Raw genomic sequence first — 21,348 nt, 5'->3', positions numbered from 1 at the left:
AAAAACCAGCCGCCGGGACCGCCGCCTGAGCCGAGCCTTCCCGCCGTCAGACGCGCCTTGCAGCAGCATCTCTTCGGCCCCCACAGCCGCCGATGTCCGCACTGCAGCCAAAGCCTCGCCGTCAAATTCATGGCCACTTTGCCAAAGTCGTGCTAAGCCTGCGGTTCCGAAAATGTGGAAACGCGCGTGCCGCGCAGAGCTGTGGCACATTGCTTGCGATATCTCCGACATCAACGTGCAACAGCACTGTGCACAATCGCGGGAAGTCCGAGACAGCGATGGAAACGATGGAGATACAGAACGACGCGGCTGTTGAGCCATCCTCCCCCTCGACAACGCCAGACGGAGAGCCTGGCGCGGTACGCCGTCTGGGCGGCAGCGCGCAGATCACGATGCTGGGCATCGAGCGGGCGGCCGGGCACTACCCAGGTCCTCGACTTGCGATGGATGTGCTCTTCATGGCTCGCGGACGCGGCTTCCGAGGTGCGGTGGCGTTCGGGAGCAGTCGCCTTCGCGCCTCGTTCTCGGCCGGCGATCTGCTGCTGGCACCCGCTGGCGCGGTTGCCGACATCGAGGCGCACGACAGTTGCGAAGCCATCGGCGTTGTCGTCGCGGCCGCGCGCGTCGGCCGCTTGTCGGGGCCGATACCCTCGACTTCGCGCCGCTCGCCGGGATCAGGATCCGCGACGCGTTCATCGCCACCACGGTCGAACAGCTCTGGCTGGAAGCAGAGACACCCGATCGACGACCCACGATGTTCGGCGATGCCGCACCGGTGGGGCTCACGCCGTAGCACTTCGCGCGCGCCCTCCGGGCCGCGGCCAGCGAAACCGTATTGGCCCGCCTGCGCCGCGTTCGGGTCGAGCGTGCGACCGAGCTGATCAGGGCCCGGGCTGCGCCGCTCGCCGAGGTCGCTCTGGCCTGCGGCTTCGCCGATCAGACGCATATGACGCGCGCGTTCCGTCACGTGTTCGGCACGACGTCGGGGCAGCTCCGCGCCGCCCGAGGCGCGTCAATCGGCGGGCATCGCTTCGACGCGCTCGATCCGCGCGGCGCAGTACTTGAATCCCGGTATCTTGCCGACCGGATCGAGCGCCGGGTGCGTAAGCAGGTTCGCCGCTGCCTCGCGATAGGCGAACGGCATGAAGGCGAGGCCCTCGGGCAGCCCGGCATCGACGCGCACCGTCAGCACGATCGCGCCGCGGCGGGTCGTCACGCGCACCCGCTCGCCGGCCTGCACGCCGAGCCGACGCAGCGTGGCGGGCGCGAGGCTCAGCGAGGGCGCAGGCTCCAGCGCGTCGAGCACGCCCGTGCGCCGCGTCATGGTGCCGGTGTGCCAGTGCTCGAGCTGCCGCCCGGTGCTCAGGACAAACGGATACTCGTCGTCGGGAAGTTCCGCCGGATCGGAGAGGCCGGCCGGCTCCAGTCGCGCGCGTCCGTCCGGCGTGGGGAAGCGGTCGCCGAACACGATCTCCTCGCCCCGCCGGTCGGGGCCCTGCGTCGGGTAGGTGACGGCGTGCTCGCGCTCGATCCGATCCCAGGTGATGTGATCGAGCGAGGGCATGAGCGATGCCATCTCGGCGTAGACCTCGCCGACCGGTCGGTGCGTCCAGTCCAGCCCCAGCCGGCGCGCGAGTTCGACGATGATCCAGAGGTCCTGGCGCGCCTCGCCCGGCAATGGCAGCGCGGTGCGTCCCATCTGCACCTGGCGGTTGGTGTTGGTCACCGTGCCGGTCTTCTCGGGCCAGGCGCTCGCCGGCAGCACGACGTCGGCCAGCGCCGCAGTCTCGGTCAGGAACAGGTCCTGCACGACGAGATGGTCGAGCCGGGCGAGGGCGTCCCGCGCATGCGCCGCGTCGGGGTCGCTCATCGCCGGGTTCTCGCCCATGATGTACATTGCGCGAATACGCCGCTCGTAGGCCGCCTCCATGATCTCGACCACGGTGAGCCCGGGGGTGGGATCGACCGGCGCGCCCCAGACGGCCTCGGCGCGCGCGCGCGCGTCCACGTCGGCGACACGGCGGTAGTCCGGCAGCATCATCGGGATCAGCCCCGCATCCGACGCGCCCTGGACGTTGTTCTGACCGCGCAGCGGGTGCAGGCCCGTGCCCGCCCGGCCGACCTGGCCGCAGATCAGCGCGAGCGCGATCAGCGCGCGGGCGTTGTCGGTGCCGTGCACGGACTGGCTGATCCCCATGCCCCAGAGGATCAGTGCTGCGCGCGCCTGCGCATAGGCGCGCGCGACCGTGCGGATCGTCTCCGCCGGCACGCCGCAGACGGGCTCCATGGCCTCGGGGGTATAGGTCCGCACATGCTCGGCGAGCGCCGCGAAGCCCTCGGTGTGCGCGGCGACATATTGCCGGTCGTACAGGCCCTCCGTCACGACGACATTGAGCAGGGCGTTCAACAGCGCAACGTCCGCTCCCGGCGCGAATCGCAGGACGTGATGCGCATGGGCATCGAGCAGCGTGCCGCGCGGATCGGCCACCACGAGCGTCGCGCCACGCGCCGCCGCGTCCTTCAGGAAGGTCGCCGCAACGGGATGGTTCTCGGCCGGGTTGGCGCCGATCACCAGGATGAAGTCGGCGTCCTTCGCCGCGGTGAAGGGCGCCGTGACGGCCGCGCTGCCAATCCCTTCCAGCAGCGCGGCGACCGAGGCGGCGTGACAGAGGCGCGTGCAGTGATCGACGTTGTTGGTGCCGAAGCCCGTGCGCACGAGCTTCTGGAACAGATAGGCCTCCTCGTTCGAGCCCTTCGCGCTGCCGAAGCCCGCCAGGGCGCTCGAACCGGCGCCATCGCGCACCCGGCGCAGCCCTGCGGCGGCGCGCTCCAGCGCCTCCTCCCAGCTCGCCTCGCGGAACTTCGCGCGCGCGGCTGCCGGGGTCTCGGCATCCGCCGCGTCCTTCGCCGCGCCGTCGATGCGCACCAGCGGCACGGTCAGCCGGTCGGGGTGGCGCACGTAGTCGAAACCGAACCGTCCCTTGACGCAGAGCCGGCCGAGATTGGCCGGCCCATCGCGACCCGTGACCTCGACGATACGGTCCTCCTTGACGTGGAAGTTCACCTGGCAGCCGACGCCGCAATAGGGACAGACGGATGGCACCACGCGATCCGGCATCACCGCGCGCACGCCCTCGCGCACGACCGAGGCCGGCAGCAACGCGCCCGTCGGGCAGGCCTGCACGCACTCGCCGCAGGCCACGCAGGTGCTGTCGCCCATTGGCCGGGCCGCGTCGAACACCACCCGCACGCCCTCCCCGCGATGGGCGAGGCCGATGACATCGTTGCGCTGCACCTCGCGACAGGCCCGCTCGCAGAGGCCACAGGCGATGCAGGCATCGAGCTGCACCAGCATCGCCGGATGGCTCGCGTCAGGTGCCGGCGACTCCGCGGTCGGCGGAAACCGGCTCGACGTGACACCGAGCTCGGCGGCGAAGCGCGCGAACGGGCCGGTCGCATCGCGCGGCGCGTGGTCCGCCAGCAGCAGCTCGAACACCATCCGGCGTGTGCGCCGCACGCGCTCGTTCGCGGTCCGAACCACCATGCCCTGCGCCGGCTTGCGGATGCACGAGGCCGCGAGCACCCGCTCGCCCTCGATCTCGACCATGCAGGCGCGGCAGTTGCCATCGGGCCGATAGCCGGGCCGGTCGAGATGGCAGAGATGGGGAATCTCCGTGCCCAGGCGCCGCGCGACCTGCCAGATCGTCTCGCCCTCGCGCGCCTCCACGGTTGCGCCATCGAGCGTGAAGGTGATGCTCATCGCGCCACCTCCGGCATGTGGCGCAGGATCGAGAGCACCGGATTCATCGCCGCCTGGCCGAGCCCGCAGATCGAGCCATCCGCCATCGCCGCCGCCAGCTCTTCGAGCAGCGCGCGGTCCCATGCCGGGGCATCGAGCAGAGCGGCTGCCTTGGCGGTGCCGACGCGGCAGGGCGTGCACTGACCGCAGGACTCGTCGCGGAAGAAGCGGACGAGGTTGCGCGCCGCTTCGGCGAGATCGTCGCGGTCCGAGAGCACGATCACGGCGCCGGAGCCGACGAAGCAGCCGTGCGGTTCGAGCACGCCGAAATCGAGCGGCAGATCGGCCATCGATGCCGGCAGGATGCCGCCAGAGGCGCCGCCCGGCAGATAGGCCGCGAAGCGGTGGCCCTCCGCCATGCCGCCACAGAACTCCTCGATCAGCTCGCGCGCGGTGATGCCGGCGGGCGCGTCCTTCACACCGGGATCGCGCACGCGGCCCGAGACCGACAGCAGCCGTCGGCCCTTCCGACCGTAGCGTCCCTGCGACGCGAACATCTCCGGCCCGTGCGCAACGATCTCGGGCAGCCACCACAGCGTCTCGACGTTGTGGATCAGGGTCGGGCGACCGAACAACCCGTGCTCGCCCGGAAAGGGTGGCTTGTGGCGCGGGTAGCCGCGGCGCCCCTCGATGCTCTCCAGCAGCGCCGTCTCCTCGCCGCAGATATAGGCGCCAGCGCCGCGGCGCAGATGGATGTCGCCTCGGCACAGCCCGGCGGCGCGCACGTCATCGATCGCGCGGCGCAGCGGCGCGAGCAGGTGGTGGTACTCGTCGCGCAGATAGATCCAGCATGTCTCCGCCTCGACCGCGTGGGCGGCGAGGAGCATGCCCTCCAGCACACGATGCGGCTCGGTCTCCAGGCACCAGCGATCCTTGAAGGTGCCGGGCTCGCCCTCGTCGGCGTTCACCACCAGGTGGCGCGGCCCCGGATGGGCGCGCGTGAGCCGCCACTTGCGTGCGGCCGGAAACCCGGCGCCGCCGAGACCACGCAACCCTGCCTGCTCGACGAGCGCCGTCAGCGCCTCGGGCTCCGGCGCGGACGCAAGCGCCGCATAGCCACCGCGCGCGCGGTAGGCGTCGCATGTTGGCGGCGCCGGGATGGACACGTGTCCGCGTATCGCGTGTTCGACGGCTTCGACATCGGCCGTCTCGACCAGTGCATGGCCGACCGCGCAGGCCGGCGCGCGATGGCAGGCCCCCATGCACGGTGCGGCGATCACGCGAGCCTCTGGCAGGGCCGCGCGCAGGGCATCGTGCAGGGCCGCCGCACCCGCCATGGCGCAGGGCAGGCTGTCGCACACGCGAACGGTGATCGCGGGCGGCGCGGGTGCGTCATCCGCGATCACGTCGAAATGGGCGTAGAAGGTCGCGGCCTCGAACGGCGCGACCGGCGGCAGATTGAACAGATGCGCGAGCGCCTGCAGATGCGCATGTCGGATGCAGCCGAAGCGGCCCTGCACGGCATGCAGCGCCTCGATCAGGAGATCGGGCCGGCGCGGCATGTCGCCGATCGCCTCGCTCACCTGCACCACCGCCGCCGCATCCAGCGGCGCGCCACGCGGCCCTGGGCGCGGGCGCCGCGCCCTCTCCGATGCCATGTCGTCGTTCCTCCCGCGCGAATCATGAAGCCGAACAGCCGGACAGGCAATGCCGGGTCGCACCACCTTGACACTCCTTGGAGCCGCTGCGAGCGTCCCGGCCACGCTCAGGACGGAGCCCATGGCGCGCATCACGGACATCAAGCTCGTTGCCGTCCAGCATCATCTTGGTGCCGGCAGGGCGTATGGCATGGCGCGCGGGCTGACGGCGGTTCGCGGCGCCGGGATCATCCTGCTGGAGACCGATGCCGGCGTGCAGGGGATCGGCGAGGCCTGGGGGCCGCCCGCGGTCGCGCGCGCCTATCTCGACCTGATCCGCCCCTACTTCATCGGCACCTCGCTGTTCGGCACGCGCGCGGTCGCCCAGGGCATCTTCGCCAAGCACTACCATTTCGGCACGCAGAACCAGATGATCGCAGCCCTGTCCGGGATCGACATCGCCGCGCACGATGCGATGGGCAAGCTGTTCGGCGTGCCGGTCTGCGATCTGATCGGCGGGCGCCAGCGTGACCAGGTGCCGGTCTACTGCTCGGGCGGCTACTTCACCGAGGAGGAGGATCACCTCGCCGCACTGGCGCGCCAGCTCGAACCGCACACGGATGCCGGCTTCCCGGCCTTCAAGATCAAGCTCGGCCGCCGCCCCGACGAGGATGCGGTGCGCGCCCGGCTCGCGCGCAGGATCATCGGCGATGCCGCGCTGCTGACGGTGGACGTGAACGGCAACTACACGGTCGATGCGGCGCTCGAGAGCATGCGGCGGACGGCGGATGCCGATGTGCACTGGGTCGAGGAGCCGCTCGCACCGCAGGACTGGAACGGCTATGCCGAACTTGCCCGCCGCGCGCCGATCGCGGTCGCGACCGGCGAGGCGCTCTACACGCTGTTCGACTTCCGCCGCCTGATCGACGGGAGGCTCGCCGCCATCCTGCAACCCGATCTGGCGCTCTGCGGTGGCTTGGACGTCGCGCGCACGATCGGGGTCCTGGCAGGGGCGGAGCATCTGCGCGTCTCGCCGCATTGCTGGGGCACCGGTGTGGGCCTCGCGGCGGCGGTGCACTGGGTCGCCTCGCTGCCCACCTACCCGCACGGCGCGAACGTGCCGTATCCCGCCCTCGTCGAGTACGATGTCGGCGCCAATCCGCTGCGCGACGAGCTGTTTGTCGAGCCGCTCCGTTTCGAGAACGGCCACCTGCACGTACCGACCGGGCCGGGCCTCGGCGTGACGCTGAGCCCCGAGGCGCTGAAGCGCTTCGCCGTCGACTGAGCCTGGAATGGCCGACGCGCTGCTCGCGATCGAGGATCTGCGCGTCGCGTTCCACACCGCCCAGGGCGTCGTCCAGGCGGTGGATGGCGTCAGCCTGGCGGTCGCACCGGGCGAGACCGTCGCGGTGGTCGGCGAGAGCGGCTCCGGCAAGTCGGTGACCGCGCTCAGCGTGCTCCGCCTGTTCGGGCGCGGCGATCGCGTGACCACGGATGGGTCCGTGCGCTTCGCGCGCGCGACCGGCGTGGTCGATCTGCTGCATCTCGACGAGACGGCGATGCGCGCCATCCGCGGCGGCGAGATCGCGATCGTGTTCCAGGATCCCTCCGCGAGCCTGAATCCGGTGTTCACGATCGGCGAGCAGATCGCCGAGGTGTTGCGCCGGCACCGCGGAGTCGGTCGGGCGGAGGCGCTCGCCGAGGCCGCGCGCCTGCTCAGCCGCGTCGGCATCGCCGAGCCGGAGGCGCGCCTGAAGGCCTATCCGCACCAGCTCTCCGGCGGGATGCGCCAGCGCGCGATGATCGCGATGGCGATCGCCTGCGACCCGCGCCTGCTGATCGCCGACGAGCCGACGACCGCGCTGGACGTCACGATCCAGGCGCAGATCGTCCGGCTGCTGAAGGACATCCAGCAGGCCCGCGGCATGGGGCTGATGTTCATCACGCATGATCTGGAGCTCGTGGGCGAGATCGCGGACCGCGTGGTCGTGATGTATGCGGGACAGGTTGTGGAGGCCGGACCCGCCGCAGTCGTGCTGGCCGCGCCGCGCCATCCCTATACGCGCGCCCTGCTCGCCTGCCGGCCGACGCGCGACTACGCCGAGGGCGGGGCCGATACGATCCGCATCAGCGCGATCCCGGGCGCGCCGCCGCGTCCCGGCGCTCACGGTGCGGGCTGCCGTTTCGCCGCGCGGTGCGTGATGGTGGAGCCGGCCTGCCGGGAGGCAGCGATCCCGTTGCGTGCGCTCGACACCGATCGCCTCTCGCGCTGCCGCCGCGCCGAGGAGGTCGTGTGAGCGGACCGCTTCTGCAGGCCGAGGGGCTGGTGAAGCGGTTCCCGCTGCCGCGCCAGGGCCTCGCACGGCGTGGCGCCGTACACGCGGTCGAGGACGTCGATCTGTCGGTCCTGCCGGGCGAGGTGCTCGGCCTGGTCGGCGAGTCGGGCTCCGGCAAGTCCACGCTCGGCCGGTTGGTGCTGCGCCTGATCGATCCCACCGCCGGGCGGATCGTGTTCGAGGGCCAGGACATCACCGCCCTCTCGCGCGACGCGCTGCGTCCGCTGCGGCGGCGCATGCAGATGGTGTTCCAGGACCCCTACGCCTCGCTCAATCCCCGCCGCCCCGTCGGCGAGGCGATTGCGGAGGTGCTGCGCCTGCACGGGCTGGCGGGACGCGACGGCGGGCGAGGCCGCGCCCGCGCGTTGCTCGAACACGTCGGGCTGTCGGGCGACGATTACCGGCGCCTGCCGCGCAGCTTCTCGGGCGGGCAACGCCAGCGCATCGCGATCGCCCGCGCGCTCGCCGTCGAGCCACGGCTGCTGGTGGCCGACGAGCCGGTCTCGGCGCTCGATGTCTCGGTGCAGGCGGGCATCCTGACGCTGCTCCGCGCGCTGCGCGAGGAACACCGGCTGGCGATGCTGTTCATCTCGCACGACCTCTCGGTGGTCGAGGCGATGGCCGATCGGGTGATGGTGCTCTATCTCGGGCGCGTCATGGAGGTCGGGCCGGTGCGCGCGATCTTCACCGCGCCACGCCACCCCTACACCGCCGCCCTGCTCTCGGCCGCGCCGGGACGTACCCTGGCGCGCCGGCTGCCGCCGCTCGCCGGCGAGATCCCGAGCCCCGCCGATCCGCCCTCGGGCTGCGTGTTCCGCACCCGCTGCCCCTTCGCGCTGCCCGCCTGCGCCGCGGCCGTGCCGGCGCTCGGCGAGGTCGCGCCCGGCCACGCCAAGGCCTGCATCCGTGACGATCTTGCGCTCTGACCGACCGTTGCGGCGCGCGGCCAATCGCGCGACGCTCAGGCTTACGAGAGGGGAGAGAGACGTGTGAGCATCGCCGAACGACTGCGCCATCTCGGTCTCGTCCTGCCGGCGCCGCGCGCACCGGCCTTCGCCTATGTGCCGGTGGTGGTCGAGAACGGGCTCGCCTGGGTGTCCGGCCAGCTCCCCTGGGCGGGCGAGGGGCTGCGCGCCGCGGGCAAGGTCGGCGGCACGGTCGATCCCGCGCTCGCGAAGGATTGCGCGCGCGACTGCGTCCTCAACGGCCTTGCCGTGCTGGCCGAGGCGATCGGCTCGCTCGACCGCGTGCGGCGGATCGTCAAGGTCGTCGGCTTCGTCGCCTCCGCCCCGGGCTTCAACGCGCAGCCCGCCGTGATCGACGCGGCCTCGACGCTGCTGGTCGAGATCTTCGGCGAGCGCGGGCGCCACGCCCGTTCGGCCGTCGGCGTCGCGGAACTGCCGCGCGACGTGCCGGTGGAGATCGAGTTCGTCGCCGCGATCGATGCGGCCTGAGCAACGCACGAAGGAGAAACGCGATGACAGGGTTCACGATCGGCCGGCGCGAGACACTGTTCGCCGGCCTCGCCATCGCCGCGCTGCCGCGGCTGGCGCACGCGAACGATGATCTGCTCTATGGCCCGGCCGACCCGCAGGCGCGGCGCGGCGGGCGCGTGACGGTCGGTTCGCTGGTCGAGCCGCCCGCACTTGATCCGTTCCGCCAGGCGGCGGATGCGCGCATCCGCGTCTCCGTGCTCATGTACCAGGGGCTGTTCTTCGAGGATCAGTCCGGTGTCGCACGGCCGCTGCTCGCGCGCGGCGCGGAGGTCTCGGCCGACGGGCTCGCCTGGACCTTCCCCCTGCGCGAGGGCGTGAAGTTCCACACCGGCGCGACCATGACTTCGGCGGACGTGAAGTACAGCTACGACTTCCTGCGCGATCCGCGGAACGGCTCACCCGGCGCGGGCGACCTCTCCTCGGTCGCGGCGATCGAGGCGCCGAACCCGTCCACCGTCGTGTTCCGCCTGGCGCGACCGAACGCCGCGCTGCCGATGACGTTGACCAACAAATATGGCGCGGTCGTTCCGTCCGGGTTCTTCGACGATCCGAACTCAGGTACGCGCATGAACGAGGTCTCGGTCGGCACCGGGCCGTACCGGCTGCGCAGCTTCCGGCCGAACTCGGCGATCGTGATGGAGCGCTTCGCCGAGTACTGGCAGCCGGGCCAGCCCTATCTCGACGAGATCACCTTCGCGGTGATGCCCAACAGCGCGGCGATGGCGGTGGCCTTGCAGGCGCGGCGCATCGACCTCGCGGTGTTCTCGCGCCCGCAGGACACCCAGCCGCTGGAGCGCGTCGCCGGGCTCGAGGTGAAGCGCTGGCCCTCGCTCGGGCAGCGCTCGCTCGATCTCGACTGCAACTACGGCCCGCTGAAGGACGTGCGCGTGCGCCAGGCGATCGCGCTCTCGATCGACAAGAAGACCGTGATGGACGCCTCGATCGCCGGCTACGGCACGGTGATCGGCACCATGGTCGCCGGCATGCAGGAGACCTGGGGCGTGCCGCTCGACCGGCTGCCGAACCAGACGGTCGATCTCGACCGGGCCAAGCGGCTGCTCGCCGAGGCGGGGCATCCGGATGGGTTCGAGATCGATCTGACCACGATCATCGGCTATGACTGGATGGACCCGGCGGCGCTGACGATCGCCGAGCAGCTCCGCCGCGTCGGCATCCGCGCCAACATCAAGCGGGTCGAGCTCGGCGTCTGGATCCGCAACTTCCGCGCCCGCGAGATGGGCTTCACCTTCAACGACTGGGGCACCACGCCGGACCCGAGCCTGCTGTTCTATCGCCACTTCCGCGCCGCACCCCAGGGCGCTGACTTCCGCAACTGGAACAACGAGAAGGCGAGCGCGCTGCTCGACCGCGGCCAGGAGGTCTCCGATCCGGCCGAGCGCAAGCGCATCTATACCGAGTTCCAGATGCTGCTCGCCGAGGAGGTGCCGACCATCATGCTGTTCTCGGCTGACCTGCTCACGGTGAACACGGCCCGGCTGCGCAACTACCAGCAGCACGGCACGGGCTGGTATTTCGGGCTCGCCAAGGCCTGGGTCGCGTCCTGACACGCGACGCCCCATGGCGATGATGTTGGCGCGGCGGCTGGGTTCGGCCGCCGCGGCCGCCTTACTCTCGGCGCTTGCGGTGTTCCTGCTGATGCGCGCGGTACCGGGCGACATCGTCGGCCAGATGCTCGGCCAGTCCGGCACGGACCGCTCGGCCGAGGAAGCGCTGCGCGCGTTCTTCGGTCTCGACCGGCCGATGCACGCGCAGTTCCTGGATTGGCTCGGCCGCACGCTGACCGGTGATCTCGGCCGATCCTGGTACCAGGGGCGCGCGGTCACGGCGATGATCGCCGAGGCGTTCGGCGTGACGCTCCAGCTCGCGCTGTTCACGCTCGCGGTCTCGACGCTGATCGGCGTGCCGCTCGGGATGCTGGCCGGCATCCGCGAGGGCACGCGGCTCGACACGGCGATCCAGACCTTCAACCTGCTCGGGCTCTCTGCGCCGGTGTTCTGGATCGGGCTGATGCTGCTGGTCGGCGCCTCGGCCTTTCTCGGCTGGTCGCCCCCCTTCATCTATCGCGACTTCGCCGACGATCCCGGCGAGAACCTCGCGATCATGCTGCTGCCGGTGATCAGCCTGGCGATCCTCCAGGCCGCCGCCTACAGCCAGTTCGTGCGCGGGCTGATGGTGGCGGAGCTGCGGCGCGAGCACATCCGCACCGCGATCGCCAAGGGACTGACGCCGCGCGAGATCTACTTCAAGCATGCGCTGCGCAACGTGCTGATCCCGCTCACCACCTTCATGGGGCTGATCCTGGTGCAGATCCTGGGCGGGGTGGTGGTGATCGAGTCGCTGTTCTCTCTCCCCGGCCTTGGGCGGCTGATCCTCTCGGGATTGCAGGGGCGCGACTACCCGGTGGTGCAGGGCGCGCTGCTGTTCGTCGTGCTGATCGCGACCGGCATCAACCTGCTGGTCGATCTGCTTTATGCGGTGATCGACCCGAGGCTCCGGCCGTGATCGCCGCATCCGCCATCGCCGGCACGCGCCTCACGCCGGGGCTCGCGCTGAGCCTGCTCCTGCTCGCGGCCTTCGCGGTTCTGATCGTTGCACCGGGTCTGGTCGCGGTGCAGTCGCCCTACGATGTCGATCCGTCGCGCGCCCTTCAGGCACCGTCGGCCCAGCATCTGTTCGGCACCGACGATGTCGGCCGCGACGTGTTCGCGCGCATCATCCACGGCACGCGCGTGACACTCGGCCTGGTGGCCGGATCGCTGCTGCTCTCGGCATTGATCGGCGGTGGGCTCGGCGTGGTGGCAGGCTATGCCGGCGGCTGGTTCGATCTTGCCGCGGGACGGTTCGCCGACATGATCCTGACCTTCCCGCCGATCATCGCCGGCGTGGTGATCACCGGCGTGCTCGGCCAGGGTGCGACCAATCTCGTGCTGGCGCTTGCGGTGGTGTATCTGCCGACCTTCTTCCGCATCGCCCGTTCGGGCGCGTTGTCCGAGGCCGCGCGCACCTATGTCGAGGCCGCGCGCGCGCTCGGGTTTCCCGAGTGGAACATCCTGCTGCGCCAGGTGCTGCCCAACGTGCTGCCGCTCGTGGTGCTGCAATACGTGATCCTGTTCCCGCTGGCACTCCAGATCCAGGCGGCGCTGGGCTTTCTCGGCCTCGGGGTCGCGCCACCGACGCCCGACTGGGGAGCCACTCTCGAGCAGGGCAAGAACTTCATCCTCGTCGCATGGTGGCTGTCGCTTTGGCCGGGCCTGTTCCTGCTTGCCTCGGCCGTCGCCGTGACGGTGCTCGGGCGCGCGCTGCGTGACCGGCTTGGAGGGGACTGACGCATGACGATCGCGTTTGCCGCGACCGAGGACGTGATCACGCCTGGCCAGTGCCTCGCCCTGAAGCCGGCCGCACGCGCGCTCTACATGCGGTGCGGCCGGGTTGTCATCGCGCAGGACGGCACGGAGACGATCCTGACCGAGGACCGCTGTGCGCTGATCGTCGGCGCGGCCACGCTGACGGGCGACGGCGTTGTCTGGGGCTGCGAAGCCACACGCGATCTGGCGGCCCCGGACCCTCTGCGCACCGTACTGCACGTGAGGCTGCCACGCGATCCGGGCGCGCCGATGCTGCTGCGCGCCGACCGAGTGGACTTCCCGCCCGGCGCCGTGACCCCGCGCCACGGTCACGCCGGCCCCGGCATCCGACGCCTGCTCGCCGGCCGGCTGTTCGCCGAGATCGGCGAGACGCATCGCCGCATCGATGCGGGCGAGGCGTGGTTCGAGTCCGGCCTGGAGCCTGTGGTCGGACACAACATCGCCCCGGCGAGCGCGTTCGTCCGCTGCATGGTGCTCGATCCCGATCTGCTCGGCCGACCGACCTTCCGTGCCGCCTCGCCGGAAGACGCCGCCAAGCCGCGCGCGGTCGGCTACCGGCAGTTCTTCGACACGATCGTCACCCTGCCGCACTGAAGGAACTGTGATGCCCGATGTGATGAGGCTTTGGCACGGACTCACGCCGGAGGAACACGAGGCCCAGTACAACCCGCGCGCGGCGGTGGCGGACTTCGCCGACTGCCAGGCACGGCATCTGGGATGGAGTGCCGCCGCAGCAGCACGCCTCACGGCGACACGCGACGTCGCCTATGCCGAGGGCGCGCTCCGCACGCTCGACATCTACCCGGTGCCGGGCGTGGCGAACACGCCCGTGCATCTGTTCTTCCACGGCGGCTACTGGCGCGCGCAGGACAAGGCGAACTTCGCCTTCGTCGCGGAGGCGCTGGTCGCGACCGGCAGCCTCGCGGTGATCGCCAACTACCCGCTCTGCCCGGCGGTGACGCTGGACGAGGTGGTCGCCGCCGCGCGCGATGCCGTCGCCTGGACGCATCGCCATATCGCGCAGTACGGCGGCGACCCGTCACGGCTGACCGTGTCGGGCCACTCCGCGGGCGCGCATCTGACCGCCGCCGCGCTTGCCGAGGACTGGCCCGCGCGCGGGCTGCCTGCCGACATCATCAGCCGCGCGGTGATGATCAGCGGCATCTTCGACCCCGCGCCGGCGATCGGCACCAGCGTGAACGCCGATATCCGCCTCACACCGGAGCTGGCCGCGCGGCACGACTTCGAGCGCATCGCGCCGCGTCGCCTCTGCCCCGCCTGGATCGTCGTCGGAGGGCGAGAGCCATGGCACTGGATCGACCAGTCGTTCCGCTACGCGCAGCATCTGCGCCGGCACGGCGGCGACCCCGGGGTGCTGGTGGTGCCAGGCCGGCACCACTTCAACATCCTCGACCAGGTTCGCGACGAGGCGAGCGAACTCGGCCGGATCATGCGCGGGAGGGCGGGAGCATGAGCGAACCGATCCGGGTCCCCGCCGAAACCCTGCAACGCTTCACCGCCGCGCTGTTCGCCGCCGAGGGTGTGCCGCAGGCATCCGCCGAACGCATCGCCGAGTGCCTGGTGCTGGCCGATCTGCGCGGCGTCGCGACGCACGGGGTGTTCCGCGTCGCGACCTATCTGAAGCGGCTGCGGCTCGGCCTGTTCGAGCCGAACCCGGCGATCGTGGTCGAGCGCGTGGCACCGGCAATGGCGGCGGTCGACGGCGGCAACGGCTTCGGCATGATCGTCGCCACCCGCGCGATGGACGAGGCGATCGCGATCGCGCGCGAGACCGGCATCGGCATGGCCGCGGTGCGGCGCTCGACCCATTTCGGCATGGCCGCGTGCTACCCCATGCAGGCGATCGCCGCCGGCATGATCGGCATCGTCTACACCAACGCCTCGCCCGCGCTGCCGCCCTGGGGCGGGCGCGCGCCGTTCTTCGGCACTTCGCCGATGGCCTACGGCGTACCGGCAGGCGAGGAGGAGCCGTTCCTGCTCGACATGGCCATGACGGTGCTGGCGCGCGGCAACGTGTTCGTCGCGAAGAGCCGCGGTGAGCGCATTCCCGAGGGACTCGCGCTTGATGCCGAGGGCCGCCCGACCACCGACCCGGACGCGTTCCTCGCCGGCGGGTCGATGCTCGCCTTCGGCGGGGTGAAGGGGGCGAGCCTGTCGTTCCTGATGGACATCCTCGGCGGCGTGCTGACAGGGGCCGCCTTCGCCGGTCAGGTCGGCAATCCGCACATGGATTTCGACCGGCCACAGGGCACGGGCCACCTGCTGCTCGCGATCGATCCGGCACGGCTGATGCCGATCGAGACGTTCCGCGCGCGCATGGACCACCTGATCCGCGAGGTGAAGCGCCAGCCGCGCGCCGCGGGCGTCGAGGAGATCCTGGTCCCCGGCGAGCGCGAGGCCCGGCGCATGCGCGCCGCACTCCACGACGGGGTGACGCTGGGGCCGGAACTGATCGCGGCACTGCGCGCGGAGGCGGAGAAGACGGGCGTGGCCGCGCCGTTCTGATACCGGGCTGCCAAAGGTCAAACCTTTGGCGGCCCGGGATCGCGCGCAGGGCTGGTGTGGCGGCTGCGCGCCAAAGGAAACCTCATACCCGGCGCACGACGGTGAAACCTTCGCGCGCCGGGTATGACGGCTACCCGATGAACGCCTTCGCCGGCACGAAGACCTGCCCGTCCATGATCTTGCGCGCGGTGCGGATCACACCGCCGCCGACCACGTCCATCGCCGCGCCCCGACCGCGCGTGGCGAGCGCGACCTCGAACACGCCCGACGGATGCTCGACCACCACGAGCCGGTCGTCGCCCGGCGGCCGCACGGCGATCCCGTCGGCGACCGAGCCCTCCATCATCGCGCAGGTGGAGACGCAGATCGCGCCGGTCACGGCATGCGCGGCGTGGGTCTTGTGGGGCACGAAGTAGCGCGAGGTCACCGCTCCGCCGTGGCGCGGCGGCGCCAGGATTGCCGCTTTCGGGATCACCTTGTCGGACACGTCGCCGAGCCCCATGCGCCGCCCGGCCTCGCGCCGCAACGCTTCCAGCCGCGCGAAGAAGTCCCGATCGGCATCGAGCTCCTTCGGCGTCTCGTAGCCGGTCTTGCCGAAGTCCTGCGCGCGGAAGATCACCATCGGCATCGCGACATCGATCAGCGTCGCCGGCACGCCATCGATCAGCTCCTGCGTCTTGCCGGTCGGCAGCAGGCCCGCGGTCTTGGAGCCGACGATGTCCGCGAAGTTGAGCCGCACCGGCGCCGCCGTGCCCGGCACGCCGTCGATCGCGACGTCGCCGGTATAGCGCACCCGCCCGCCCGGCGTCTGGATGATCGCCTCGATGCGGCTCTCGGTATTCACGTTGTAGATCATAACGCGCGTGAGGCCATCTTCGGCCTTGACCATGCCGCGTTCGATCGCGAAGGGGCCGACGCCTGCGAGCATGTTGCCGCAGGACGGGCTGGTATCGACCAGCGCCTTGTCCACCGAGACCTGGGCGAACAGGTAATCGACATCGACGCCGGGACGCGACGAGGGCGAGACCATGGCCACCTTGCTGGTCAGCGTGTCGGCGCCGCCGAGACCGTCGATCTGGCGCGGATCGGGCGAGCCCATCGCCGCGAGCAGCACGCGATCGCGCGCCGCGATGTCCGACGGCAGGTCGGCGAGGCGGAAATACGGCCCGCGCGAGGTGCCGCCCCGCATGAACAGGCAGGGAATCGCGACCAGATCGTCCATGCATTCCTCAGCGGAACGGCCAGGGGAGATCGTACATATCCTGGAGTAAACCACCCGGGAAGACGAGGTTCAGCGCGTTCGCGAGAACCAGGACGAAAACAGCTGCGCTGGTGGTCAACGCGACGATCTGAATCCAGGACGAGCGGGCGACCACTCGCAGGAAGGCCGCGAAGAACAGCAACAGCCCGGCAAAGAAGCCGATCAGCGAAACGACGCCGATGAAGCCCGCAAACCATAGGACGAACGGCCAGGGCCCGAGATCGCTGGCCTTCGCCTCGCTGTCAAAATTGGCAGTTCCCGCAGACTCCGGCCCGCGCGCCAGAGCCCAAAGTAACATCAGCGTCGCCAGCCCGCCGACGACCGCGACGGAAACCGGCATGATCAGCGCGAGGAACGAGTTCTTCAGCCCCTGCTGCAGAGTGAAGGCGAACACCGACAGTGCAACGACTGCGAACGCGATCTGCGGCCCGAGCCGCTTTGCGCGCGCCGTCTCGACGCTGCCCTCGGTGTGCACAGTGACCGCCCCGCCAGGTCGCGCGCGAAGGCCGGCCCACAGCGACAGCAGCGTCACCGCCAGGATCACCAGGACGACCGGGCGCGTGATGAACGACCAACCGGCGAACTGCACCGCCTGGTACAGGTAGCGCTCGGCGCCGTTCGCGAGCACGAAGCCGATCAGGAAGGCCGGACGCGACCAGCCGAAGCGGCGCAGGAACACGCCCAGCAGGCCAACCACAAGAAGCGCTATCAGGTCGTTCAGGCTGCGCGTGGCCTGGAACGCGGCAAAGGAGATCGCCAGCATCATGAACGGCGCGATCAGCGGATAGCGGATGGCGGTCAGCTGAGAGATTCCCGGCGCGAGCAGGATGCAGAGCCCGGTGCCGATCACATTGGACAGCGCGAGCGACCAGACGATCGTATAGGTCACGTCGAGGTTGCGGTCCGCCATCGCTGGCCCCGGCTGCAGGCCGAGCAGGATCATCGCGGCGAGGAAGATCGCCATGGAGCCGGAGCCGGGGATGCCGAACAGCAGGGTCGGCAGGAGCGCGCCGCCGGCGGTGGCGTTGTTCGCGCTCTCCGGGGCGATCACGCCGCGGATGTCGCCTTTGCCGAAGTTCTCGCGGTCCTTGGTGGTCTGCACCACGTGGCCGTAGGCGATCCAGTCCACCACGCTGCCGCCGAGCCCGGGGATCGCACCGATCAGCGCGCCGATCCCCGAGCAGCGCAGCGCGAGCCACCAGTTGGCGAGCGTGTCGCGCACGCCCTGGACCCAGCCGCGGCCGAGCGGTGCGCGATCGGCGATCGCGTTGCCGCTGCGCAGCAGATCGACCATCTCGGGCAGCGCGAACATCCCGAGCCCGACGATCACCAGCGGGATCCCGTCCATCAGGTAGAGCAGGTCGAAATCCATCCGGTACTCGCCGGTCGCCGGCGCCGCGCCGATCATGCCGAACGAGAGGCCGAGGCAGCAGGCCGCGACCCCCTTGATCATGTTCGCGCCCGAAAGAACGCCCACCATCGAGAGGCCGAACAGCGTCAGCATGAACAGTTCGGCCGAGCTGAACAGCAGCAGGATCGGCCGCGCGATCAGCACGAACCCGGTCAGCACCGCCGCACCGAACAGGCCCCCGATCAGGGAAGCGAAGAACGCGGCCGACAGCGCGCGCGCCGCCTCGCCCCGCCGCGCGAGCGGGAATCCGTCGAGCACCGTCGCCTGGCTGGCCGATGAGCCGGGGATTCCCATCAGGATCGAGGTGAAGGTGTCACCTGTGGGGATGATCGCGAGCAGCCCGATCATCAGCGCGAGTGCCGATGTCTGGTCCATGCCGTAGATGAACGGCAGCAGCAGCGACAGCCCCGCGATCCCGCCGAGGCCGGGCAGTACGCCCACGACGAGGCCGAGACAGACGCCGATACACAGGAACAGGAAGTGCTGGACCGTCAGCAGCGCAGCCAGGGCGTCAAGCATCGCCGCGGTCATGGGGTCATGGTCTCCGGACGTGCCCGGTCGGAAGTGCGGGCCGCCGAGGCGGCCCGGCCCTGCTCAGTTGAAGCGGACGTTGTGATTCCTCGACAGGTAGTCCCGCACCCAGGCGCGCGCCTCGGGCGCGATCGTGGTCGCAACCTTGTACATCGCCTCGACCTGATCGCCGACGCCCTGCTCGTAGTCGCCCAGCACCTCGCCCTTCTTCGCCTGCAGGTCGGGATCGGCCACCGCATCCACGAACGCCTTGCGGTAGGCGGCCACGATCTCGCCCGCCGTACCGCGGGGCAGCATGGCCGGCTTCTGCGCGGCGAAGCCCGAGCCGAAGAACGCGAGATAGGCATCGAAGGCGACGCCGGACGGCTTCTTGCCGTGCATCATCTCGTAGGCTTCGACGAAATGCGGCAGGTCGGGGAAGGTCGGGTCACGCGCGACCTTGCCGTTCGCGTCCAGCACCCCCCAGGAGAACATCGGTACCGCGGTGCCGGCCTGCACGAGCGGGGTCACCTGGGTGAGATAGGCCGAGGAGGTCTGGTAGTCGATCGTCGCCTCGCCGCGCTCGAGCGCGAGCCGACCCTCGCCCCGGCCGCGCATCCCGAACACGTGCCGCACCTTCAGCCCCATCACCTCGAAAGCAAGCATCGGCACGAGATCGAGCGAGGTGGCGCCCTGGCTCGCATACACCAGCTCCCGGTCCTTCAGCTTGCCGAGCTCGCTCGCGTTCCGCACACCATGGCGCGTCGGCAGATACACCACTCCGCCGGTCGGCGAGACGAGAACGGGCGGCATCTGCGCATAGTCGTACCGCACCCGCGCGTCGCCCAGCAGGAACGGGAACTGCGTCGAGCCCGAGGTGCCGATGAAGGTCGAGCCGTCGTTCCGCGCACGCAGGAAGAACTCGTTGGTGCCGGTGATCGACCCGCCACCCGGGACGTTGCGGATGATCACGTTCGGACGACCGGGCAGATACTTGGACAGATAGGGGGCGAGGAACCGGGCCCAGACGTCGCTCCCGCCGCCTTCCGCGAACGGGATGACCCACTCGATGGTGCGGCCACTGAAATCGACGGCGCGCTGCGCGATCGCCGGGCGGGCGAGTCCAGCAGCCCCGGCTGCGACGCTGCCCAGCATCGCCGTTCGGCGGCGGATCTTGATCATTTCCATCCCTCCCTGTGTGGTCACCTGCCGCGCGGGGCGCAGCCTTGGCGTGAGCCTTGCCGCCCGCACCGTTGCAGGTCAAGCGGCATGGCGCGCCAGGCGCCCGGCAAGCCGGCCGAGGCGCGGCGTCGGCAACCCTCGCGTGCAAGGGCCACGAGGGTTCAGGGTGCGGTCCCTCGCAGTGCCTCGCGCACGACCGAGCGGAACTCGCGCCGGTGCAGCTCGGCCAGCACCAGCAGGCTGGCCGTGATCAGCGCCAGCGGATGAACGATCCATGTGATCGCGGCGAGGCCGAAATAGTAGGCCCGGAGGCCGGTATTGAAGTGCCGCGCCGCACGGTTGGCGACCCGGGCAGCGACCTCGGCCTGGGCAAACGCAGCCTGATCCGCCTCACGGCCGATCCCGCCGACGATGATCAGGCAGTAGTTGAACTGGCGCAGGCTCCAGGTCAGCTCGAAGAAGGCCGCGACGAAGATCAGCAGCAGCAGGCCGATCTTGATCTCCCACAGCGCCTGCGAGGTCGGCGCCGCGAACGGAAGCGCCGAGACGACATGCCGACCCATGTCGTAGGCGCCGAGCATGGCCACGAGGCCGCCGAGGATGAAGATCGCGGTGGTGGCGAGGAACGCGCCCGAGGACATCAGATGGCCGATCGCCATCGAGTCGAACACCCGCGCCTCGCGCTCGACCATCGCCCGCATCCAGCGACGGCGATACTCGTCCATGGCCGCGATCACGCTCTTCGCACGGATGCCCGGAACCCGGTCGACCAGCGTGGCATAGCCGAACCAGCAGGAGAGGAAGATCCCGAGGGCGGCGATATCCAGCACGCCGAGCGGGCCGAGCATCATGAGCGTCCGCGCATGGTGCTGAGCCACGCACGGAAGGCGCGGTCGATCGCGGCGCCGGTGCGGTGGGCGATCGTGCGGCGCCGGGGACCATGAGGCGGCCCGCTCTCGAACTTCGCTTCCCGGGGCGCTTCCATCATTCTGCCTCTCCCGCCGCACTTCCCTGCGCAGCGTGTACCGCCTAGGGAAGCCCTGTCCCGCCAATGCCGGCAAGAGCCGGATCGTTCCATCGCTTGAGCGCGCCATGCCACCGGGCAAGCCTGTCACGCTGCTGCTGATCGTCGTCGCCCAGGTCCTGGCGCTGGCGCTCTGGTTCTCCGGCACGGCGGCCGGCCCGGCGATGGCACGCGACGGCACGCTGCCGACCGGGTTCCTCGCCTGGCTGACGAGCGCGGTCCAGGCGGGGTTCGTCATCGGCACGCTCGGCAGCGCCACCCTCGCTCTGCCCGATCGGCTCGACCCGCGCCGGCTGATCGCAACGGCGTCCCTGGTCGGCGCCGCGGCGAACGCGCTGATCCTGGTGCTGCCGCTCGGTCACACCGGCTTGCTCGCGGCCCGCGCCGCTGCGGGTGCCGCGCTCGGCTGTGTCGGCGCCGGCCTGCTCGCCGATCGGGTCGGGCGCACACGCGTGACGATCTGGGCGATGGGCATCAGCGGCGCGTGCTGCCTGCTGGCGGGTCCCGCCTTCGGCGCGCATCCCGCGCTGGTGGTCACGCTCGGGCTCGTCTGGGGCGTGACGGTGGTCGCGGACTCCGCGCAGTTCTCGGCGAGAGCCTGATTCCTTCTGGTGGAATCGGATTGGGTGTTCCGGCGCGTTTGGTTTTCTGATTCAAGCTGCTGGCTGGGCTGGAGGCCAGCAGCCGATGACCCGAGCCCTGTCCTGTGATCTGCGTGATCGCGTCGTGGCGGCCATGCGGAATGGCGCGAGTTGCCGCGAGGCGGCCAAGCTGTTCTCGGTGAGCGTGGCGAGCGCGGTGCGTTGGTCGCAGTTGTATCGCGCGACCGGCAGCACGGCG

At 70.5% G+C, this 21,348-nt stretch carries 18 protein-coding genes and 1 pseudogene; 13 read left to right on the top strand and 6 right to left on the bottom strand.

The window, feature by feature from the left end:
* Positions 1-586: 586 nt before the first annotated feature.
* Both F563_RS0120385 and F563_RS26010 read left to right on the top strand, forming a co-directional pair.
* Positions 587-793, top strand: a complete 207-nt coding sequence (locus F563_RS0120385) for a hypothetical protein (protein ID WP_019016544.1) — start codon at positions 587-589, stop codon at positions 791-793.
* Positions 794-805: 12 nt separating this feature from the next.
* Positions 806-988, top strand: a pseudogene (locus F563_RS26010) (helix-turn-helix domain-containing protein); the annotation flags it as partial.
* Between the two features lie 24 nt (positions 989-1,012).
* Here F563_RS26010 and fdhF read toward each other — a convergent pair.
* On the bottom strand, positions 1,013-3,760 hold the full coding sequence (fdhF, locus tag F563_RS0120380; protein ID WP_019016543.1) for a formate dehydrogenase subunit alpha: 2,748 nt from the start codon (positions 3,758-3,760) through the stop codon (positions 1,013-1,015).
* Positions 3,757-5,397 carry an NADH-ubiquinone oxidoreductase-F iron-sulfur binding region domain-containing protein gene (locus tag F563_RS0120375; RefSeq protein WP_019016542.1) on the bottom strand — a complete coding sequence of 547 codons (1,641 nt, stop codon included), beginning with the start codon at positions 5,395-5,397 and terminating at the stop codon, positions 3,757-3,759. Before F563_RS0120375 ends, fdhF begins: the two co-directional genes overlap by 4 nt.
* Positions 5,398-5,518: 121 nt before the next feature.
* Here F563_RS0120375 and F563_RS0120370 point away from each other — a divergent pair, with 121 nt between their 5' ends.
* From F563_RS0120370 to F563_RS0120325, 10 genes are all read left to right on the top strand, one after another.
* Positions 5,519-6,661: a mandelate racemase/muconate lactonizing enzyme family protein gene (locus tag F563_RS0120370; RefSeq protein WP_019016541.1), complete on the top strand. Its 1,143-nt coding sequence runs from the start codon at positions 5,519-5,521 to the stop codon at positions 6,659-6,661.
* Between the two features lie 7 nt (positions 6,662-6,668).
* Positions 6,669-7,673 (top strand): ABC transporter ATP-binding protein, encoded by a 1,005-nt coding sequence (locus F563_RS0120365; RefSeq protein WP_019016540.1) that lies wholly within the window; start codon positions 6,669-6,671, stop codon positions 7,671-7,673.
* Positions 7,670-8,638, top strand: coding sequence for an ABC transporter ATP-binding protein (locus F563_RS0120360; protein WP_019016539.1), 969 nt, complete (start codon positions 7,670-7,672; stop codon positions 8,636-8,638). Before F563_RS0120365 ends, F563_RS0120360 begins: the two co-directional genes overlap by 4 nt.
* A gap of 63 nt (positions 8,639-8,701) precedes the next feature.
* On the top strand, positions 8,702-9,166 hold the full coding sequence (locus F563_RS0120355) for a RidA family protein (RefSeq protein WP_019016538.1): 465 nt from the start codon (positions 8,702-8,704) through the stop codon (positions 9,164-9,166).
* 23 nt (positions 9,167-9,189) lie between these two features.
* Entirely contained in the window at positions 9,190-10,773 is a 1,584-nt protein-coding gene (locus tag F563_RS0120350; protein ID WP_019016537.1) for an ABC transporter substrate-binding protein, read from the top strand.
* 13 nt (positions 10,774-10,786) lie between these two features.
* A complete protein-coding gene (locus tag F563_RS0120345) occupies positions 10,787-11,731 on the top strand; it encodes an ABC transporter permease (protein ID WP_019016536.1) in 945 nt (314 codons plus the stop codon).
* Positions 11,728-12,555, top strand: coding sequence for an ABC transporter permease (locus F563_RS0120340; protein ID WP_019016535.1), 828 nt, complete (start codon positions 11,728-11,730; stop codon positions 12,553-12,555). The genes F563_RS0120345 and F563_RS0120340 overlap by 4 nt, the downstream gene beginning before the upstream one ends.
* Positions 12,556-12,558: 3 nt before the next feature.
* A complete protein-coding gene (locus F563_RS25195) occupies positions 12,559-13,188 on the top strand; it encodes a cupin domain-containing protein (RefSeq protein ID WP_019016534.1) in 630 nt (209 codons plus the stop codon).
* Positions 13,189-13,198: 10 nt separating this feature from the next.
* On the top strand, positions 13,199-14,068 hold the full coding sequence (locus tag F563_RS23565; RefSeq protein WP_019016533.1) for an alpha/beta hydrolase: 870 nt from the start codon (positions 13,199-13,201) through the stop codon (positions 14,066-14,068).
* Positions 14,065-15,120 (top strand): Ldh family oxidoreductase, encoded by a 1,056-nt coding sequence (locus tag F563_RS0120325; protein WP_019016532.1) that lies wholly within the window; start codon positions 14,065-14,067, stop codon positions 15,118-15,120. Before F563_RS23565 ends, F563_RS0120325 begins: the two co-directional genes overlap by 4 nt.
* Before the next feature lie 130 nt (positions 15,121-15,250).
* Here F563_RS0120325 and F563_RS0120320 read toward each other — a convergent pair whose 3' ends face one another.
* The 4 genes from F563_RS0120320 to F563_RS0120305 form a co-directional block, all read right to left on the bottom strand.
* A complete protein-coding gene (locus tag F563_RS0120320; RefSeq protein ID WP_019016531.1) occupies positions 15,251-16,342 on the bottom strand; it encodes a 4-oxalomesaconate tautomerase in 1,092 nt (363 codons plus the stop codon).
* A 7-nt stretch (positions 16,343-16,349) separates the two neighbouring features.
* Positions 16,350-18,323 carry a tripartite tricarboxylate transporter permease gene (locus F563_RS0120315; RefSeq protein ID WP_019016530.1) on the bottom strand — a complete coding sequence of 658 codons (1,974 nt, stop codon included), beginning with the start codon at positions 18,321-18,323 and terminating at the stop codon, positions 16,350-16,352.
* A 63-nt stretch (positions 18,324-18,386) separates the two neighbouring features.
* Positions 18,387-19,484: a Bug family tripartite tricarboxylate transporter substrate binding protein gene (locus tag F563_RS0120310; protein ID WP_019016529.1), complete on the bottom strand. Its 1,098-nt coding sequence runs from the start codon at positions 19,482-19,484 to the stop codon at positions 18,387-18,389.
* A 161-nt stretch (positions 19,485-19,645) separates the two neighbouring features.
* Entirely contained in the window at positions 19,646-20,335 is a 690-nt protein-coding gene (locus F563_RS0120305) for a DUF599 domain-containing protein (RefSeq protein WP_245557180.1), read from the bottom strand.
* Positions 20,336-20,576: 241 nt separating this feature from the next.
* Here F563_RS0120305 and F563_RS0120300 point away from each other — a divergent pair, with 241 nt between their 5' ends.
* Positions 20,577-21,110 (top strand): hypothetical protein, encoded by a 534-nt coding sequence (locus tag F563_RS0120300; protein WP_019016526.1) that lies wholly within the window; start codon positions 20,577-20,579, stop codon positions 21,108-21,110.
* The last annotated feature ends 238 nt before the right edge of the window (positions 21,111-21,348 follow it).

It is taken from the genome of Elioraea tepidiphila DSM 17972 (assembly GCF_000378465.1).
Lineage (GTDB): Bacteria > Pseudomonadota > Alphaproteobacteria > Acetobacterales > Acetobacteraceae > Elioraea > Elioraea tepidiphila.
This window is presented reverse-complemented; position numbering and strand designations above follow the sequence as displayed.

What these genes read in the sequence shown, in the direction of transcription:
- F563_RS0120375 (WP_019016542.1), bottom strand. Translation starts at nt 5,397, where the DNA reads ATGGCATCGGAGAGGGCGCGGCGCCCGCGCCCAGGGCCGCGTGGCGCG.
- F563_RS0120320 (WP_019016531.1), bottom strand. Translation starts at nt 16,342, where the DNA reads ATGGACGATCTGGTCGCGATTCCCTGCCTGTTCATGCGGGGCGGCACC.
- F563_RS0120350 (WP_019016537.1), top strand. Translation starts at nt 9,190, where the DNA reads ATGACAGGGTTCACGATCGGCCGGCGCGAGACACTGTTCGCCGGCCTC.
- F563_RS0120365 (WP_019016540.1), top strand. Translation starts at nt 6,669, where the DNA reads ATGGCCGACGCGCTGCTCGCGATCGAGGATCTGCGCGTCGCGTTCCAC.
- F563_RS0120315 (WP_019016530.1), bottom strand. Translation starts at nt 18,323, where the DNA reads ATGACCGCGGCGATGCTTGACGCCCTGGCTGCGCTGCTGACGGTCCAG.
- F563_RS0120305 (WP_245557180.1), bottom strand. Translation starts at nt 20,335, where the DNA reads ATGATGCTCGGCCCGCTCGGCGTGCTGGATATCGCCGCCCTCGGGATC.
- F563_RS0120370 (WP_019016541.1), top strand. Translation starts at nt 5,519, where the DNA reads ATGGCGCGCATCACGGACATCAAGCTCGTTGCCGTCCAGCATCATCTT.
- F563_RS0120325 (WP_019016532.1), top strand. Translation starts at nt 14,065, where the DNA reads ATGAGCGAACCGATCCGGGTCCCCGCCGAAACCCTGCAACGCTTCACC.
- fdhF (WP_019016543.1), bottom strand. Translation starts at nt 3,760, where the DNA reads ATGAGCATCACCTTCACGCTCGATGGCGCAACCGTGGAGGCGCGCGAG.
- F563_RS0120310 (WP_019016529.1), bottom strand. Translation starts at nt 19,484, where the DNA reads ATGATCAAGATCCGCCGCCGAACGGCGATGCTGGGCAGCGTCGCAGCC.
- F563_RS25195 (WP_019016534.1), top strand. Translation starts at nt 12,559, where the DNA reads ATGACGATCGCGTTTGCCGCGACCGAGGACGTGATCACGCCTGGCCAG.
- F563_RS23565 (WP_019016533.1), top strand. Translation starts at nt 13,199, where the DNA reads ATGCCCGATGTGATGAGGCTTTGGCACGGACTCACGCCGGAGGAACAC.
- F563_RS0120345 (WP_019016536.1), top strand. Translation starts at nt 10,787, where the DNA reads ATGGCGATGATGTTGGCGCGGCGGCTGGGTTCGGCCGCCGCGGCCGCC.
- F563_RS0120300 (WP_019016526.1), top strand. Translation starts at nt 20,577, where the DNA reads ATGCCACCGGGCAAGCCTGTCACGCTGCTGCTGATCGTCGTCGCCCAG.